The organism is Klebsiella pneumoniae complex sp. WS1778, from assembly GCF_049472055.1.
Classification (GTDB): domain Bacteria; phylum Pseudomonadota; class Gammaproteobacteria; order Enterobacterales; family Enterobacteriaceae; genus Klebsiella; species Klebsiella quasipneumoniae.
Genome location: NZ_JBKGTJ010000003.1, coordinates 584,045 through 600,070 on the forward strand (window position 1 = coordinate 584,045; position 16,026 = coordinate 600,070).

Consider the following 16,026-nt stretch of genomic DNA (forward strand, 5'->3'; position numbering starts at 1 on the left):
GAGATATTTCTATCAACTGAGGCTAGCGAATGAACATCGACAATTCAGATGTTAGTCTCTTCTTTGCAGGGAGGCAAGATATGCTGACAAAATATGCCCTTGTGGCAATCATCGTACTGTGTATTACGGTACTGGGATTTACGCTGTTGGTGCACAGCTCGCTATGCGAGCTGAGTATTAAAGAGCGTAGTATTGAGTTTAAAGCTGTTCTCGCTTACGAATCGAAGAAGTAGCATCCGCGCGGGGGCAACCCCGCGTATTGGTTGTCAGGACGCATCCTCTTGCACCCATTTTTAGTTTGTTAAAACGGCAGCGCGGAGCGGCGCTGCCATTTTTCGCCTTAATGGGGCGCTAGACCAGACTTTTCAGACGGTAGATCCACTCCAGCGCCTGACGCGGGGTCAGGGAGTCCGGATCAAGATTCTCCAGCGCCTCAACCGCAGGCGAGGTCTCTTCCGGAGCGGCGAGCAGCGACATCTGCGTGCCGTCGACCTGGGTCGCCGCCGCGTTGGGCGAAATACTCTCTAGCTCGCGCAGTTTCTGCCGCGCGCGCTTGATCACCTCTTTCGGCACCCCTGCCAGCGCGGCGACCGCCAGGCCGTAGCTCTTGCTGGCCGCGCCATCCTGCACGCTGTGCATAAAGGCGATGGTGTCGCCATGCTCCAGCGCGTCGAGATGGACGTTGGCGACGCCTTCCATTTTCTCCGGCAGCTGAGTGAGCTCGAAGTAGTGGGTGGCGAACAGCGTCAGCGCCTTGATTTTGTTGGCGAGATTTTCCGCACAGGCCCATGCCAGCGACAGACCGTCGTAGGTGGACGTGCCGCGGCCAATCTCATCCATCAGCACCAGGCTGTGTTCGGTGGCGTTGTGCAGAATATTGGCGGTTTCGGTCATCTCTACCATAAAGGTCGAGCGGCCGCTGGCCAGGTCATCCGCCGCGCCGACGCGGGTAAAGATGCGATCGATCGGCCCGATCTCCACCTTCTGCGCCGGGACGTAGCTGCCGATATAGGCCAGCAGCGCAATCAGCGCGGTCTGGCGCATATAGGTACTTTTACCGCCCATGTTCGGCCCGGTGATGATCAGCATTCGCCGCTGCGGCGCCAGCTGCAGCGGGTTGGCGATAAAGGGCTCTTTCAGCACCTGCTCGACCACCGGATGGCGGCCTTCGCTGATGCGAATGCCCGGCTTATCGCTAAAGGTCGGGCAGCAGTAGTTCAGGGTTTCCGCGCGTTCCGCCAGGTTGACCAGCACGTCCAGCTCGGCCAGCGCGCTGGCGCTCGCCTGCAGGTCGGCAAGATGCGGCAGCAGCAGGTCGAACAGTTCGTCATAAAGCTGTTTTTCCAGCGCCAGCGCCTTGCCCTTGGAGGTCAGCACCTTATCTTCGTATTCCTTCAGTTCAGGAATAATGTAGCGTTCGGCGTTTTTCAGCGTCTGGCGACGCACGTAGTGGATCGGCGCCAGGTGGCTCTGGCCGCGGCTGATCTGGATATAGTAGCCGTGGACGGCGTTGTAGCCGACCTTCAGGGTATCGAGGCCCAGTCGCTCGCGCTCGCGGATCTCAAGCTTATCGAGATAATCAGTGGCGCCATCGGCCAGCGCCCGCCACTCGTCCAGCTCTTCGCTGTAGCCCGGGGCGATAACCCCGCCGTCGCGGACCAGCACCGGCGGCGCGTCGATCACCGCGCGCTCCAGCAGTTCGCGCAGTTCGCTAAACTCGCCCATTTTCTCGCGCAATTTTTGCACCGGCTGACTGTCAACGTCAGCCAGCTGCTCGCGCAGCAGAGGCAACTGCTGCAGGGCATGACGCATACGGGCTAAATCGCGTGGTCGGGCGGTACGCAGCGCCAGACGCGCCAGAATACGTTCCAGATCGCCGACCTGGCGCAGCACCGGCTGCAGCTCGGTATAGCGCTCCTGCAGCGCGCCGATGGTCTGCTGGCGCTCCACCAGCACGGCGGTATCGCGGACCGGCATATGTAGCCAGCGCTTGAGCATCCGGCTGCCCATCGGCGTCACCGTGCAGTCGAGCACCGAGGCCAGCGTGTTATCGGTGCCGCCGGCGAGATTCTGGGTGATCTCCAGATTACGGCGGGTGGCGGCATCCATAATGATGCTGTCCTGCTGGCGTTCCATGGTGATGGAGCGAATATGCGGTAGCGAGGTGCGCTGGGTGTCTTTGACATACTGCAGCAGGCAGCCGGCGGCGCACAGGCCGCGGGGGGCGTTTTCCACGCCGAAGCCAACCAGATCGCGGGTGCCGAACTGCAGGTTAAGCTGCTGGCGCGCGGTGTCGATTTCAAATTCCCACAGCGGGCGACGGCGCAGACCGCGGCGGCCTTCGATCAGCGACGATTCGGCAAAATCTTCCGCATACAGCAGCTCCGCTGGATTAGTGCGCTGCAGCTCTGCCGCCATGGTTTCGCGGTCGGCCGGTTCGCTCAAGCGGAAGCGGCCGGAGCTGATGTCCAGCGTCGCGTAGCCAAAGCCTTTGCTGTCCTGCCAGATGGCGGCCAGCAGGTTGTCCTGGCGCTCCTGCAGCAGCGCTTCATCGCTGATGGTGCCCGGCGTGACGATACGCACCACTTTACGCTCGACCGGTCCTTTGGTGGTGGCCGGGTCGCCTATCTGCTCGCAAATGGCTACCGACTCGCCCTGATTAACCAGTTTCGCAAGATAGTTTTCCACCGCGTGGTGGGGGATGCCGGCCATGGGAATGGGTTCGCCCGCGGAGGCGCCGCGCTTGGTCAGCGAGATATCGAGCAGCTGCGACGCGCGTTTCGCATCGTCATAAAACAGCTCGTAAAAATCCCCCATCCGGTAAAACAGCAGAATGTCAGGATGTTGCGCCTTCAGCTTGAGATACTGCTGCATCATCGGCGTGTGGGCGTCGAGATTGTCAATTGTGCTCATGGGGTGTTATCCAGATCCCTGATTTGAAATGGCTGCGATTTTGTTGTTTTCGTCGTTATCACATGGATGAGACATGATAACGGAGATGGGCAGGCGAGGGAAACTGACGAACGCGCGCGGCGCGATCCGGATTCCAGTTGCGCCGCGTGGGGGTTACGGCGCCAGATAGACTTGGGGGGCCGCGTTGTCCGGATGCTGGCCGAGGCGGATATCCGCCCCGTACCAGCGATGGATAACCGGCTGCTGGAACACCTCCTGCGGCGTGCCCTGGGCGACCAGATGGCCCTGGTGAAGCAACAGGATGCGGTCGGCCCACAGGGCGGCGAGGTTAAGGTCATGCAGCACCACGCACACGTGCAGTTGCCCGCCGGCGGTGAGCCGTTTGAGCAAGCGCAGCAGATACTGTTGATAGTAAAGGTCCAGCGCCGAGGTGGGTTCATCAAGAAACAGCCAGCCCTGCGGCGCGCCGTCGCGCCACAGCTGCGCCAGACAGCGGGCGAGCTGTACCCGCTGCTGCTCGCCACCGGAGAGGCCGGGATAGCGGCGGCCGGCAAGTTCATCGCAGCCGGTGACGGCCATTACCGCCGCCAGCACCGACGGGTCCGCGGTCGGACCCCACGGCGAGCGCCCCATGGCGATGACCGTTTCCACCGTCCAGTCAGCCTGCAGGGCCGTGCGCTGCAGCATGACCGCCCGCCGGCGCGCCAGCGCCTCGGGTGACCATTCCTCCAGCGGCGTGCCCGCCAGATGGCGAGTGCCGCTATCCGGAGTCAGGTACCCGGTAAGCAGCCGCAGCAGCGTGGATTTGCCTGCGCCGTTCGGCCCGATAAGCGCCGTCATCTCGCCGCCGCGCAGCGCGACGGAGACGTTGTCGATAATCTGTCGTTTACCAAGGCGAAGTGACAGACCCTGGGCGCAGTATGCATTAGCCATGTCTGGAGTTCTCCCGACGAAAGACCAGCCACAGAAACCAGGGGGCGCCCAGCAGGCTGGTGAGCAGACCGACCGGCATCTCCGCCGGCGCCGCTACGGTGCGGGCCAGGGTATCGGCCAGCAGAAGCAGGATGGCGCCGGCCAGCAGCGAGCCGGGGATCAGCCCGCGATGATCCGGCCCCAGCCACAGGCGCATCAGGTGCGGCACCACCAGGCCGATAAAGCCGATGACTCCGCTGATGGCCACCGCCGCGGCCACCAGCACCGCGCTGCACAGCAGCAGCCAGCGCTGCAGCGCCCGCACGTTGACCCCGAGATAGTGCGCCTCTTCATCGCCGAGCTGCAGCAGATTCAGGTGGGATGCCATCCACCACACCGCCAGCGCCGCCGGGATGATCAGGGTCGTAGCCACCAGCAGGGTCGGCCACTCGGCCTGGCCCAGGCTGCCCATGCCCCACAGCGACAGCTGGCGCAGCTGGGCGTCGTTGCTCAGCCAGGCCAGCACGCCGACCAGCGCCCCGCACAGCGCGTTGATGGCGATCCCTACCAGCAGCAGGCGCGACAGCGAACCCTCCTCCGCCCGGCTGAGGATAAAAATCACCACCATCACTGCCAGGCTACCAATAAACGCCGCCAGCATCGGCATATACAGGGCGATCAGCCCCGATGCGGAAAGCGGGAGCACCAGCCAGCAGGCCACCGCCAGCGCGGCGCCGCTGCTGATGCCCAGCAGGCCCGGGTCGGCAAGTGGGTTGCGAAACAGCCCCTGCATCACGCAGCCGGAGAGGGCCAGCGCCGCGCCTACCAGCAGGGCCAGCAGCACCCGTGGCAGACGGATGGTCAGCCAGATATGGCGCAGCATCTCATCCCCGGCGGGCAGCAGGCTGGCCAGCGGCAAACGCATCGCGCCAAGGGTGGTGGCGAACAGCGTCAGCGAAACCAGCAGTAGCGTCATCATCAGCAAACGGCGGGCGAGGGCAGGGCGCATCAGGGCAGTTGCTCCGCTTTTTCACGCAGCGCGATAATTGCCTGCGGGGTGCGCGGCCCAAAGCCGAGCAGGGCCATGTCGTCGATCGTCAGCAGCTGTTTATGACGCCCCGCCGGGGTCTGCGCCAGGCCGGGCAGGCTCCACAGCCCGGCTTCGCCGCCCATCCCTTTGAGACCATCGGCGGAGATCACCACCAGATCCGCCTGGCTGGCGGCTACTCCCTCCTGCGACATCGCCCGATAGTGGTCGAAGCCCTGCATCGCGTTCTGCAGACCGGCGGTGCGAATGGCGCCATCGGCCGCGGTGTGTTGCCCGGCCACCAGGGTATTCATTCCGCCGTGGCTGAGAATAAACAGCACCCGCCTGGCAATCGGCTGCGTTGGAATGGCGGCGATCTGCTGCTGAAGCTGCTGGCGCAGCGCGTCGCCTGCCGGGGTTTTGCCTAATGCTTCGGCAATGACGGCCACTTTTTTATCGATCGCGGCCAGGTTTTCGCCGCCAGGCACGTTAACCACCTTCACGCCGCTCGCCTGCACCTTTTGTAAGACCAGCGAGGGCTGCGCCTGGGCGCTCGCTAACACCAGCTGCGGACGTAATGCGAGGATCCCCTCAGCGTTCAGCTGCCGCAGGTAGCCGACATCCGGCAGTTTTTGCGCCGCCGGGGGCCAGCTGCTGGTGCTGTCCCGGGCGACCAGGCTCTGTTGCGCGCCAAGGGCATAGACGATCTCAGTGACATCTCCGCCGAGGGTGACGAGCCGCTCCACAGCGGCGTGGCTCAGCAGCGGGAAGGCGATGAGAAGCAGTAACCAGCGCATCATGCGGGCAGTCCTTCGCGGGTCAGACGATCCACCTGCTGGCGCCATTGCCCCTGCTCGGGGTGGCCCTCGCTGCGCTGGCCATAGAGCTGGGCAATCTGGGTGCCGTCTTTGGCGAACAGCTCGACGCTGGTGACGTGTCCGTCTGAGGTCGGCTTACGGGTCACCCACACTTCATCGATGCTCTCTTCGCGCAGATGGAGGGTAAAGGTGGGATTGAAGATATTCAGCCAGCCGCGCATCGGCGCCAGCTTTTCCAGGGCGCCGGTGAAAATCTGCACGCAGCCGCGATTGCCGACGAAGATCATGATTTCATTGCCCTCCTGGCGCACCGTCTCCAGTAACGCTGGCAGCGCATGGCGATCAACGCGGCAGGCGAGGTCGTCGCTCACCAGACGGAAGGCCTGCTGGCGGGAAAGCTGATATTTACGCAGCAGACCGAAGAACTGGTGTACGTCGGTCATCGCGCGCCAGTCGTTCTCCAGCGCGGCTCCATCGGCGCTCTCGGCATATTTCACCGGCTCCAGCGGGCGCAGGGTCAGCGGTGCCGGGGCCGCCACCCGATACTCCGCGATCAGGGTGTCCCAGGCCGCCATGTCGGTCTGCGTGGTCGCATAGACTTTCAGCAGGGCGTCACCGTGGTGGTCGAAAAACTGAATGCTCTGGCGACCGTTATCGTTCAGATGGAAGGCGCTGGCCCACTGGCTGAGGAACAGACGCAGGTCGAGCGCGCGCGGGTTGAGCACCAGCCCGGCGTGGCCGCTGAGGTGCTGGTGCGTGAACTGGCCGACCTGCTCATGCACGGCATACTCGTTGCGGCAGATGCATTTAGTTTCACCGACGCGCTCCAGGGCTGCAATCAGCGCCCGGGCGTCATCGCTCAGGCGCACGGCATCATGGCCGAGGCGGGCGGCGGTCAGTTCGGCTTCGCTGATCCCCATTTCCGCGGCGATATCGCGGGCATATTTCGCGGCGCTGGCCGCTTTGGTGGCCTGGTAGCGCTGCCACAAATCGGGGTGGGCATTGGGCATAATTATATCCTTCTCGATGATCAATATCCCCGGCCGGTGGGCCGGGGCAGGTGAGTGGTTATTCGGGCAATCAGAAGTCGACGTTGACTCCGAGCTGCCAGGTGCGGCCCGGCATCACCGCCAGCGCTTTATCGTTGGCGTCCTGGTTGGTGCCGGTCTCGATATTGCGGCTGCTCAGGTAATCCCAGTATTTACGATCGGTGAGGTTGTAGACCCCGCCATTGAGGCGCACGTTTTTCGCTACCTGCCAGTACGCGGTCCAGTCCAGCATGCCGTAGCCCGGCACGCGCATATAGTCGCTGCTGGCATCGGTGATGGCGGATCCGCTGTTGCTGTAGCTTTCGCGATTGGTGGCGGTCGCCTGTTTCCCTTTGACGAAGGTCGCCGTCAGGGCGGTGCCGTAGCGTTTCGCCGGATCGTCCCACGCCACGCCGACGATGGCTTTCATCGGCGCTACGCTGTCGAGGTCGACGTATTTATCGCCGCTGTAGCTGGATTTCGATTTCCCTTCGCTATAGCCGAGGGCGAGGGTGGCGCTCAGGCCGTCCACCTGCTCATACCAGGTGCCAAAGTTAAATTTAGTGCTGATTTCACCGCCGTAGATATAGGCTTTATCGCGGTTTTCCGCCTGATAAATGGTGTAGATATTCGACGGCACGTTGGTGAACTGGCCCGGATTATTCGCCCGGGTATAGCGGGTATAGGCGATAAAGTTCTTATAGCTGTTGTAGAACAGCGCCGTGCGCAGAGTGATGCCTTCGGTAACTTCCCCCTTCAGTCCCCACTCAAGATTATCGCTGGTTTCCGTCTTCAGATCGGTATTGCCGATCAGGGCATACTGCTGGCTGCCGGCGTAGCTGGAGCCAAGGTTCCAGGAGCCATACAGCTGGCTGGCGTTGGGGAACTGCGCCCCGCGCTGGTACTGCAGGTAGGTCATCAGACGCGGGGTGAGGTCGTACTGGAAGGTCAACGACGGCAGAACCTGGGTATCGCTGTTTTTACCATACAGCCTGGCCACTGACGATTCGGTCAGCGCGCTGCTGTTGGCGGCGAGGTCGGACAGATTTTCCGGCTTCGTCGATTGATGTACCACACGCACGCCGGGAATAATGGCGAAATTGTGGCTATCGAGATCGAAGTTGATCTTATCCTGAACAAAACCGCCGAGGGTGTAGCTGCGGCTATCCGCCTCCGGCTGCATGATCTCGCTGTAAACGCTGGGGATTGGCGACTGGCTGAACGGCCGCTGGGTTTTGCTGGTGCTGGCGTTAAAGCCGGCGCTCAGATCGTGGCGGCCCAGGGTTTTCGCCAGTGCGGTCTGCAGGCCCCAGGTGTCGGTGTCGTAGTTGGAGTTCACCGTCTGCATTCTGCGGGTGACGCTGTCCGGCATATACGTCCAGTCATGGGCTTCGGTATGCTGGTAATAGATTTTACTGGAGACGCTGTCGAGGTAGTCATTCATCGGCGTCCAGTCATCCTTCAGGCTCAGGCCCCAGCGCCGGGTCTGGCTGGTCTGGTTGGCGGTGCCGATGGTGCTGTTGCCGCTGGAGTCCCAGGTATCGTAGTGGGTGTGGTTGGTTTTATGGTAATAGTCGAAGGTGCTGGTTAGCTTGTGCTCGTCGTTGGGCTGCCAGATCCCGGAGGCCAGAAAGGCATCGGAGTGCCAGTTCGCCGGGTAGGCATCGACGGTGCCGCTGTTATTTTCGGTTTCCTGACCATCGCGGCGGCTGTAGACCAAAATGCCGCGCAGGAACTCATCGCCGCCGGCGACGGTCACCCCGTTGTGCCAGCTGCGATCCGCGGAGTCGTAGCCGCTGCGATAGCCGAAGGCGCTGGTTTTGCCCGGGCGCAGGTAATCATCCGCCGATTTCGGGCGGAAGGAGACATTCCCCCCGATGGCGCTGTTGGCCGTTTCCGTCGAGGTGGCGCCGGACTGGATATCCACGCTGCCGTACATATAGGGGTCGATATAATCGCGGCCGATGCCGAAGGTGTTGAGCCCGGCGCGACCGACGTAGCCACGGCCGGTGGCGTTGGGCTGGGCGATACCGTCCACGTCGATGCCGACGCGGTTGCTCTCCATACCGCGAATGTTGTAGCCGGTGTAGCCCCCGCGGTCGAAGCCGCTTTTGCCGTTGCCGGAGCCGCCGCTGGCCCCGGTGGCGCTGATGAGCGGCTCATAGCGCATGATTGAGCCGAAATCGTTAGCGCCTTTATCCTCCAGCTCCCGGGCGCTGATGCTGTGCTCGTTACCGGCTTTTTGCGCCGGCGCGGGAGCGGTGACGGTCATTTGTTCCGAGGTGTCATCCACCGCCTCGCCGCCGATGGCGGAAGTGCCTGCTGCGACGGCAGAAGTTTGATAAATTGCTGCAAGCAAAGAGGTCACCAGCAGGCGTTTTTTACACCCTGCTGCTGACGGAGTCGATTTGTACATAGTCGCCACGCCTTGATCGTTATTAGTATCGGCTCACGCGTTACTTCCAGAGTTGCAGGTTGCTCCGTCTTTTCCGTTGCGGATAGGGTCTAACTCCATTTGTTGATTACGAATGGTAATGATAGGTATTATCGTTTGCAACAAAATGTTGATGTATTCCTCATTTAAACTGCACTTTGTTTACACTGTGCCCTTTCAGCCTGAGCGAGATGACGATGAATTCAAAAGCGGCTATCACCATCACCTATTGTTCCCAGTGCAACTGGATGCTGCGCGCCAGCTGGATGGCGCAGGAGTTGTTACACACCTTCAGCACCGATATCGCCTCGGTGACGCTGGTGCCGGGCACCGGCGGGATCTTCACTATCGATATCGACGGCCAGCAGATCTGGGAGCGCAAGCAGGATGGCGGCTTTCCGGATGCGGCAGAGCTGAAACGCCGGGTGCGCGATCTCTGCTTCCCGGAAAAAGCATTGGGGCATGTTGATAAACCCGCTAACCCGACCTGATCGTTAGGAAAGCGGCTGCGTGGCCGGCTTAAAAGGTGTATTATTGATGCATCTTTTTGTGGGGAGGGAAATTGACGGTGGGCAAACGCATCGAACGTGAAAAGCAGACGATCTGTCGGATGATTGGGCTTTATCAGCGCCGCTGTCCGGAGGCCCGCGACGACGCCGAACACTATCAGGCGCTGAACGCCTACGCCGATAAGCGCCTTGATAAGTGCGTGTTTGGCAACAATAAACCGGCCTGCAAGCAGTGTCCGGTGCATTGCTACCAGCCGGCGAAGCGCGAAGAGATGAAGCAGATTATGCGCTGGGCCGGGCCGCGAATGCTCTGGCGTCACCCGATCCTGACCCTTCGCCATCTGCTGGATGACAGGCGGCCGGTGCCGCCGCTGCCGGAAAAATACCGACCGAAAAAATAGCGGCCTTCCCCGGCCTGCGCGGCGCGCAGCCGGCGGACAACTCGCGTTTTTTGTAGCCCCGGTAAGGCGTTAGCCGCCGCCGGGGATGGTTGCTGAAGTTTTCTGTTTCCGGCTATCCCGGATCGTGCTTGCCACAAAGGCGACCACAAACAGCGCGGTGAACAGCACCACGATAGTCGGCGCCGGCGCGCTATCGAGATAAAACGCCAGCCACACCCCTCCCGCCGAGCAGCAGACCGCCACTGCCACCGCCAGCAGCAGGGCGTGGATAAAGCGCCGTACCAGCAGGAGCGCGATCGCCCCGGGGGCAATCAGCAGCGAAATCGACAGAATAATCCCTACCGACTGCAGCGTCGCGACGATGGTCAGGGCGATCATGCACAGCAGGCCGTAGTGCAGCAGCCCGCCGCGCAGGCCGCTGGCTTTGGCCTGCGTCGGATCGAAGGCGTGCAGCAAAAAATCCCGCCATTTCAGCCCGATAATCAGCGCTATCACCAGCGCGATAGCCGCCGTTTGTCCAATATCGCTGAGGGAGATCCCCAGCATGTCGCCGAACAGAATATGGTCGAGATGGACGTCGGACTGGATCGCTACGTACAGCACCAGCCCGGCGCCAAACATGCCGGAGAAGACAATTCCCATAATGGTATCGCGTTTGAGGCGGCTGTTATCGTCAAGAAAACCGGTCGTTACGGCACACAGCAGCCCGGCGATAAACGCGCCGATGGCGAAGGGGATGCCGATAATGTAGGCCAGCACCACGCCGGGAAATACCGCGTGGCTCATGGCGTCGCCCATCAGCGCCCAGCCTTTAAGCACCAGAAAGACCGACAGCAGCGCGCAGGGCACGGCGACGACCATCGATACCGTTATCGCGTTGACCATAAATGGAAACTGAAACGGAGCCAGGAACAGATTCAGCATGCAGCCTCCCTGGCGCGGCGGCGGTTGGCCAGCAGGCCATGCTTCGGCGCAAAGATAAAGGTGATGAGGAACAGCAGCGTTTGCGCCACCACGATAATGCCGCCGGTGGCGCCGTCGAGATAGTAGCTGAGCCAGGCGCCGAAGAAGCTGGTCAGGCTGCCGATGACGACGGCGATGGCCAGCAGGCGCGGGAAGCGGTCGGTTAACAGCCAGGCGGTGGCCCCGGGAGTGACCACCAGGCAGATGACCAGAAAGGCGCCGACGGTCTGCAGCGCCGCTACGGTGCAGGCCGCCAGCAGGGTAAAGAACAGCAGCTTCAGGCCGCGGGTGTTCAGACCAATCGAGCGAGCGTGGTTTTCATCGAAGAAGGTCACCATCAGATCTTTCCACTTCAGCAGCAGGATCGCCATCGAGATAAAGCCGATCGCCGCCAGCTGGATAATATCCTCCGGGGCGATGGCCAGAATATTGCCGAGGATAATGGTCTGGATATTCACCGACGTCGGGTTCAGCGACACCATAAACAGTCCGATACCGAAGAAGGAGGAGAAGATTAGGCCGATAATCGCATCCTCTTTTAGCCGCGATCGCTGCTGCAAAAACAGCATACTGCCCGCCGCCAGGCCGCCCGAGAGAAACGCGCCGAGGGCAAACGGCAGGCCGAGCATATAGGCCCCGGCGACGCCGGGCACAATCGAGTGGGAAAGGGCGTCGCCAATCAGCGACCAGCCTTTGAGCATCAGGTAGCAGGAGAGAAAGGCGCAGACGCCGCCCACCAGCGCCGATACCCACATCGCATTGAGCATATAGTGATAGCCAAACGGCTCCAGCAGCCAGCTCATCGTGGTCCTCCCGCCGCGCGCCGGCTGATAAACGGCCGCTCGTCATCGGTGATAATCTGCGCTTCCGCGCCGGTGAGGGCGACGTGGCGCAGCACGCCGCTGAAAGCCCGCTCCAGATTCTCGGCGGTGAAGGTGGTTTCTGTCGGGCCGCTGGCCAGCACGGTGCCTTTTACCATCACCGTATAATCGCAAAACTCACTTACGGACCCGAGGTTATGGGTAGAGACCAGCATGGTGCAGCCCTCATCGCGTAGCTCGCGCAGCAGGCTGATGATCCGCGCTTCGGTCTGCACATCGACGCCGGTAAAAGGCTCATCCAGCAGGATCACCTGACCCTGCTGAGCGATGGCGCGGGCAAGGAAGACGCGCTTTTTCTGCCCACCGGAGAGCTCGCCAATTTGCCGATGGCGGTACTCGCTCATGCCCACGCGGGCCAGCGCGGCATCGACGATTTCGCGATCGCGCGGCTTTGCCCGCCGCAGCCAGCCCATATGGCCGTAGCGGCCCATCATCACCACATCCTCCACCAGCACCGGGAAGGACCAGTCCACCTCTTCCGACTGCGGGACATAGGCGACCAGATTCTGGCGCAGCGCGCGATTGACCGGCTGGCCGAGTATGGCGATCTCGCCGTGACCGATGCGCACAAAGCCCATCAGCGCTTTAAACAGCGTGGATTTACCCGAGCCGTTAACCCCCACCAGCGCGGCAATGGCGCCGCGTGGTACGCTGAACGAGGCGTCGCGCAGGGCGGTGTGGCCGTTGCGCCAGGTAACGGTGAGCTGTTCGACATACAGACCCGCTTGCGCTGTATTCATGGCTGTTTCCTCATCCCGTCCTGGATACCGTTGACGATGGTTTCGGTGGTGACGCGCAGCAGGTCGAGCCAGGTCGGCACCGGGCCGTCGGCGGCGCTCAGCGAATCGACATACAGCACGCCGCCGTAGTGGGCGCCGGCTTCGCGCGCCACCTGACGGGCCGGTTTATCGGAGATGGTGCTTTCGCTGAAGATGGTCGGGATCTGTTCTCTCTTCATGGTGTCGATAACTTTGCGTACCTGTTGCGGGGTACCCTGCTGGTCGGCGTTAATCGGCCACAGATACAGTTCGTGCAGGCCATAGTCGCGGGCCAGATAGGAGAAGGCTCCCTCGCTGGTGACCAGCCAGCGCTTATCCTCCGGCAGCTGCGCCAGTCTGGCCTGCAGTGGCGCCATCGTCTGGCGGATCTTCTCTTTGTAGGCCTCGGCGTTGCGGCGATAGGTGTCGGCGTGAGGCGGATCGTATTTCACCAGCGCGTCGCGAATATTATCGACATAGATCAGGGCGTTATCTGCCGACATCCAGGCATGGGGATTGGGCTTCCCGCTATAGGGGCCCGCGCTGATGCCCATCGGCTGGATCCCCTCGCTGACCACCACCTCCGGGACGCCCTGCAAGTGCTGATAAAAGCGGGCAAACCACCGTTCGAGATTGAGACCATTGCTGAGGATCAGCTGCGCCCCCTGCGCGCGTTTGATATCGCCGGGGGTGGGCTGGTAGTCGTGGATCTCCGCGCCCGGTTTGGTGATGGAGCTGACGACGGCGGCATCGCCGGCCACGTTCTGCGCCATATCGGCGATAACCGTGAAGGTGGTGATAACCCTGAATTTCTCCTGCGCCGAGGCCGGCGCCGCGGCCAGCAGGGCCAGCGCGCTGGCCAGCAGCAATGATTTCAGCGGTGTCAGATGCAGCATAGGATCCCTCGCAATGGTGTGGTTAATTTCTCAGCGTTTATAGCAATTGCTATGTTATATAGCACAAGCTATTTATAAATGAAAATAATTCTTATTTGCGTGCGGGGATAATAATGAGCCGGGAAACGAAAACGCGAGAAAGGGGAGGCAAGGTTGGCCCGGCGCGAACCGGGCGGAGATCAAGAGATATCGGCGACCGACTGGCGCGGGATCAGGCGGCCGGCCAGCGAGCGGCCCTCGGCGGTGAACGTTGGCCGGTCGTCTATCAGGCTGCGAATACGCTGAATACAGTTATCCAGCAGCGCCTCCAGTGGCCATGAGATGCAGGTCAGCGGCGGATAGAGCAGCGAGGCGAGGGGGGAATCCTCAAGGCTCAGCAGGGAGACCTCCTGCGGGACGGCGATGGTGAATTCGCGCAGCAGGCGCATTGCTTCAGCCGCGTAGCGGTCGCGTTTAACGATAATGACTGAGTATTTACTGAAGCTGTTAATTAAGGTCAGCAGCGCCTGCTCGACATCATCGTTGGCCGTCAGCACCAGCTGGCGGTTAAAAGGAATGGAGTAGTTCTGCAGGACGTTGCGGTAGCCTTCCAGCATCTGGCGGCTGGCATCGTCGCTATCGCTGTCCACCAGCAGGGCGATGTTGCGGTGTCCCTTGCCAATCACATAGCGGCAGGCGCTTTCGGTGGCGAAGGCGAAGTCATAGCCCTGGCTGTTGCTTCCAGCGACGCCGAAGCGGTCAAAGGCGATAACGTTGCGCGGCGCGTCGGCGGCAACGGCGCCCAGCACCACCACCGCCACGCACTGGCGCTGCAGATCGTCGATCGCCGCCGCCTGCTCTACCGGGTCGCTGACGTACTGGACCAGCAGGCTTTTATTCAGCCCTTTCAGCGCCTGCGAGAGGAGCGGCAACAGACGCGCGCCGTGGCTCTCGTCCTGCGCGGAAATCACCAGGCCAACGTGGCTGGATGTCTGACTGGCGAGGTTTTGCGCGGCAAAGCTCGGGCGATAGTTGAGTTCTTCAACGGCCCGCAGCACAGCTTCCCGGCTCTCTTCGCGCACGCCCCGGGTGCCGGTCAGCACGCGGGAAACCGTCGCTCTTGAGACATTCGCTAATCTTGAAACATCATCAATCGTTGGCATGGCTTTTTCTGTCTGGACATTTTCGCCTAGCTTAACATACCTGCTGAAAAAAGTGTCTACCGAGGCCCGTCCGCGGCGCCGGGCAACCGGGGCAGCCAGGCCGCGCCGCGCACGCCGCTGGCGTCGCCGAAGCGGGCCGGTTTGATCTGCGTGCGGCAGCTGTCGGAGAAGATCCACGGCACGATGGCGGCAGGCAGATCGCGATAGATCTGGCTGACGTTGGACAAACCGCCGCCCAGCACAATCACCTGCGGGTCGAGAATGTTGATCACTGACGCCAGGCTGCGGGCAAAGGCGTCGATAAAATGACGCCAGTGGGCCAGCGCGCGCGGATCGCCGTTTTGCGCTGCGGCGACAATGGCTTCCGCACGCGCTTGTTCCCCGTAGCGGCGGGCGAAGCCGGTGCCGGAAACAAAGCTTTCGATGCAGTTCGTTTTGCCGCAGTAGCAGGGCTGCGGCGGGCCATCGCGCTCAGGAGTATAGCCCGGCAGCGGATTATGTCCCCACTCTCCGGCGATAGCGTTGGGGCCGCTGAGCAGCTGTTGATGAACGGCGATCCCGCCGCCGCAGCCGGTACCGATAATCACCCCGAAGACGGTGGTGGCGCCGGCGCCGGCGCCATCGACCGCCTCGGAAAGGGTGAAGCAGTCGGCATCGTTTGCCATCCACACCGGTTGGCCAAGCTGCTGCATGATATCCCGGCGCAGATCGTGGCCGTTGAGCACCAGGCAGTTGCAGTTTTTAATGCGTCCGCTTTGCGGATCGATAGCCCCGGGCAGGCCGATCCCCAGAGTGAACGGCTGCGGGCTGACCGCGCGCATATCGGCAATCAGGGTCAGCAGTTGACGCATAAAGGCGTCATAGCTCTCTTTGTGGGTTGGCCGACGCAGGCGCTGGACGCATTCGCCTGCGGGATCCAGCAGTACGGCCTCCATTTTGGTGCCGCCAATATCTATTCCAAGATGTAACATAGTGACCTCGGGGAATCAGACCCGGCCAGCACGTCTGGCCGGGCAAGGCGCTAGGCGTGAAGCGGTTGCGCGCGGTAAATCGCAATCAGTTCGGCAATCAGCTCTTTCGCCAGAATGGAGGTCATCAGGTGATCCTGAGCATGGACCATCACCAGCGTCATTTTGGTTTTTCCCTCGCCTTCGTCAGCTTCGATAAGCTGGGTCTGCACAAGGTGAGCTTCGCGGGAATAGTGCGCCGCTTCCTGCATTTTGGCGTCGGCGGTGGCGAAATCACCCGCTTTAGCGGCGTGCAGCGCTTCGTAGCACAGGCTACGGGACTGGCCGGCGTTGATGATGATCCCCATCACCTGTTCTTCTAATTCCATGATTATCC

General features: G+C 61.7%; 16 protein-coding genes. 3 read left to right on the forward strand and 13 right to left on the reverse strand.

The annotated features are described in order from the left end of the window. Positions 1-80: 80 nt before the first annotated feature. Entirely contained in the window at positions 81-233 is a 153-nt protein-coding gene (locus ACLEXF_RS17405; RefSeq protein WP_025999150.1) for a Hok/Gef family protein, read from the forward strand. Positions 234-351: 118 nt separating this feature from the next. Here ACLEXF_RS17405 and mutS read toward each other — a convergent pair whose 3' ends face one another. The 6 genes from mutS to ACLEXF_RS17435 all read right to left on the reverse strand — a co-directional run bounded on the left by mutS (position 352) and on the right by ACLEXF_RS17435 (position 9,114). After that, entirely contained in the window at positions 352-2,913 is a 2,562-nt protein-coding gene (mutS, locus tag ACLEXF_RS17410) for a DNA mismatch repair protein MutS (protein WP_023290813.1), read from the reverse strand. Between the two features lie 153 nt (positions 2,914-3,066). Further along, entirely contained in the window at positions 3,067-3,846 is a 780-nt protein-coding gene (locus ACLEXF_RS17415; protein WP_080841375.1) for a heme ABC transporter ATP-binding protein, read from the reverse strand. After that, positions 3,839-4,834 (reverse strand): FecCD family ABC transporter permease, encoded by a 996-nt coding sequence (locus ACLEXF_RS17420; RefSeq protein ID WP_049004712.1) that lies wholly within the window; start codon positions 4,832-4,834, stop codon positions 3,839-3,841. Before ACLEXF_RS17420 ends, ACLEXF_RS17415 begins: the two co-directional genes overlap by 8 nt. Further along, positions 4,834-5,652, reverse strand: coding sequence for a heme/hemin ABC transporter substrate-binding protein (locus ACLEXF_RS17425; RefSeq protein ID WP_407259614.1), 819 nt, complete (start codon positions 5,650-5,652; stop codon positions 4,834-4,836). Before ACLEXF_RS17425 ends, ACLEXF_RS17420 begins: the two co-directional genes overlap by 1 nt. Further along, the gene (locus ACLEXF_RS17430; RefSeq protein WP_080841374.1) at positions 5,649-6,680 is read right to left on the reverse strand and encodes a hemin-degrading factor; all 1,032 of its coding nucleotides are present in this window, start codon (positions 6,678-6,680) and stop codon (positions 5,649-5,651) included. Before ACLEXF_RS17430 ends, ACLEXF_RS17425 begins: the two co-directional genes overlap by 4 nt. 70 nt (positions 6,681-6,750) lie before the next feature. After that, positions 6,751-9,114, reverse strand: coding sequence for a TonB-dependent receptor domain-containing protein (locus tag ACLEXF_RS17435; RefSeq protein WP_017899164.1), 2,364 nt, complete (start codon positions 9,112-9,114; stop codon positions 6,751-6,753). A gap of 215 nt (positions 9,115-9,329) precedes the next feature. On the opposite strand from ACLEXF_RS17435, the gene ACLEXF_RS17440 reads away from it, so the two are divergent. Then, on the forward strand, positions 9,330-9,623 hold the full coding sequence (locus ACLEXF_RS17440; RefSeq protein WP_048295863.1) for a SelT/SelW/SelH family protein: 294 nt from the start codon (positions 9,330-9,332) through the stop codon (positions 9,621-9,623). Between the two features lie 77 nt (positions 9,624-9,700). Further along, positions 9,701-10,042 (forward strand): nitrous oxide-stimulated promoter family protein, encoded by a 342-nt coding sequence (locus ACLEXF_RS17445; protein ID WP_074377604.1) that lies wholly within the window; start codon positions 9,701-9,703, stop codon positions 10,040-10,042. 69 nt (positions 10,043-10,111) lie between these two features. Here ACLEXF_RS17445 and ACLEXF_RS17450 read toward each other — a convergent pair whose 3' ends face one another. From ACLEXF_RS17450 to ACLEXF_RS17480, 7 genes are all read right to left on the reverse strand, one after another. Continuing rightward, positions 10,112-10,966 (reverse strand): metal ABC transporter permease, encoded by an 855-nt coding sequence (locus ACLEXF_RS17450; RefSeq protein ID WP_023319001.1) that lies wholly within the window; start codon positions 10,964-10,966, stop codon positions 10,112-10,114. Then, the gene (gene sitC, locus ACLEXF_RS17455) at positions 10,960-11,808 is read right to left on the reverse strand and encodes an iron/manganese ABC transporter permease subunit SitC (RefSeq protein ID WP_048325503.1); all 849 of its coding nucleotides are present in this window, start codon (positions 11,806-11,808) and stop codon (positions 10,960-10,962) included. Before sitC ends, ACLEXF_RS17450 begins: the two co-directional genes overlap by 7 nt. Next, positions 11,805-12,626 carry a manganese/iron ABC transporter ATP-binding protein gene (locus tag ACLEXF_RS17460; protein ID WP_043520723.1) on the reverse strand — a complete coding sequence of 274 codons (822 nt, stop codon included), beginning with the start codon at positions 12,624-12,626 and terminating at the stop codon, positions 11,805-11,807. Before ACLEXF_RS17460 ends, sitC begins: the two co-directional genes overlap by 4 nt. Further along, entirely contained in the window at positions 12,623-13,540 is a 918-nt protein-coding gene (locus ACLEXF_RS17465; RefSeq protein WP_032456514.1) for a metal ABC transporter substrate-binding protein, read from the reverse strand. Before ACLEXF_RS17465 ends, ACLEXF_RS17460 begins: the two co-directional genes overlap by 4 nt. Before the next feature lie 179 nt (positions 13,541-13,719). Then, on the reverse strand, positions 13,720-14,682 hold the full coding sequence (locus ACLEXF_RS17470) for a LacI family DNA-binding transcriptional regulator (protein ID WP_004205633.1): 963 nt from the start codon (positions 14,680-14,682) through the stop codon (positions 13,720-13,722). A 56-nt stretch (positions 14,683-14,738) separates the two neighbouring features. After that, positions 14,739-15,653 (reverse strand): ROK family protein, encoded by a 915-nt coding sequence (locus tag ACLEXF_RS17475; RefSeq protein ID WP_023318996.1) that lies wholly within the window; start codon positions 15,651-15,653, stop codon positions 14,739-14,741. Between the two features lie 50 nt (positions 15,654-15,703). Beyond that, positions 15,704-16,018 (reverse strand): PTS lactose/cellobiose transporter subunit IIA, encoded by a 315-nt coding sequence (locus ACLEXF_RS17480; RefSeq protein WP_002914983.1) that lies wholly within the window; start codon positions 16,016-16,018, stop codon positions 15,704-15,706. Positions 16,019-16,026: the final 8 nt, after the last annotated feature.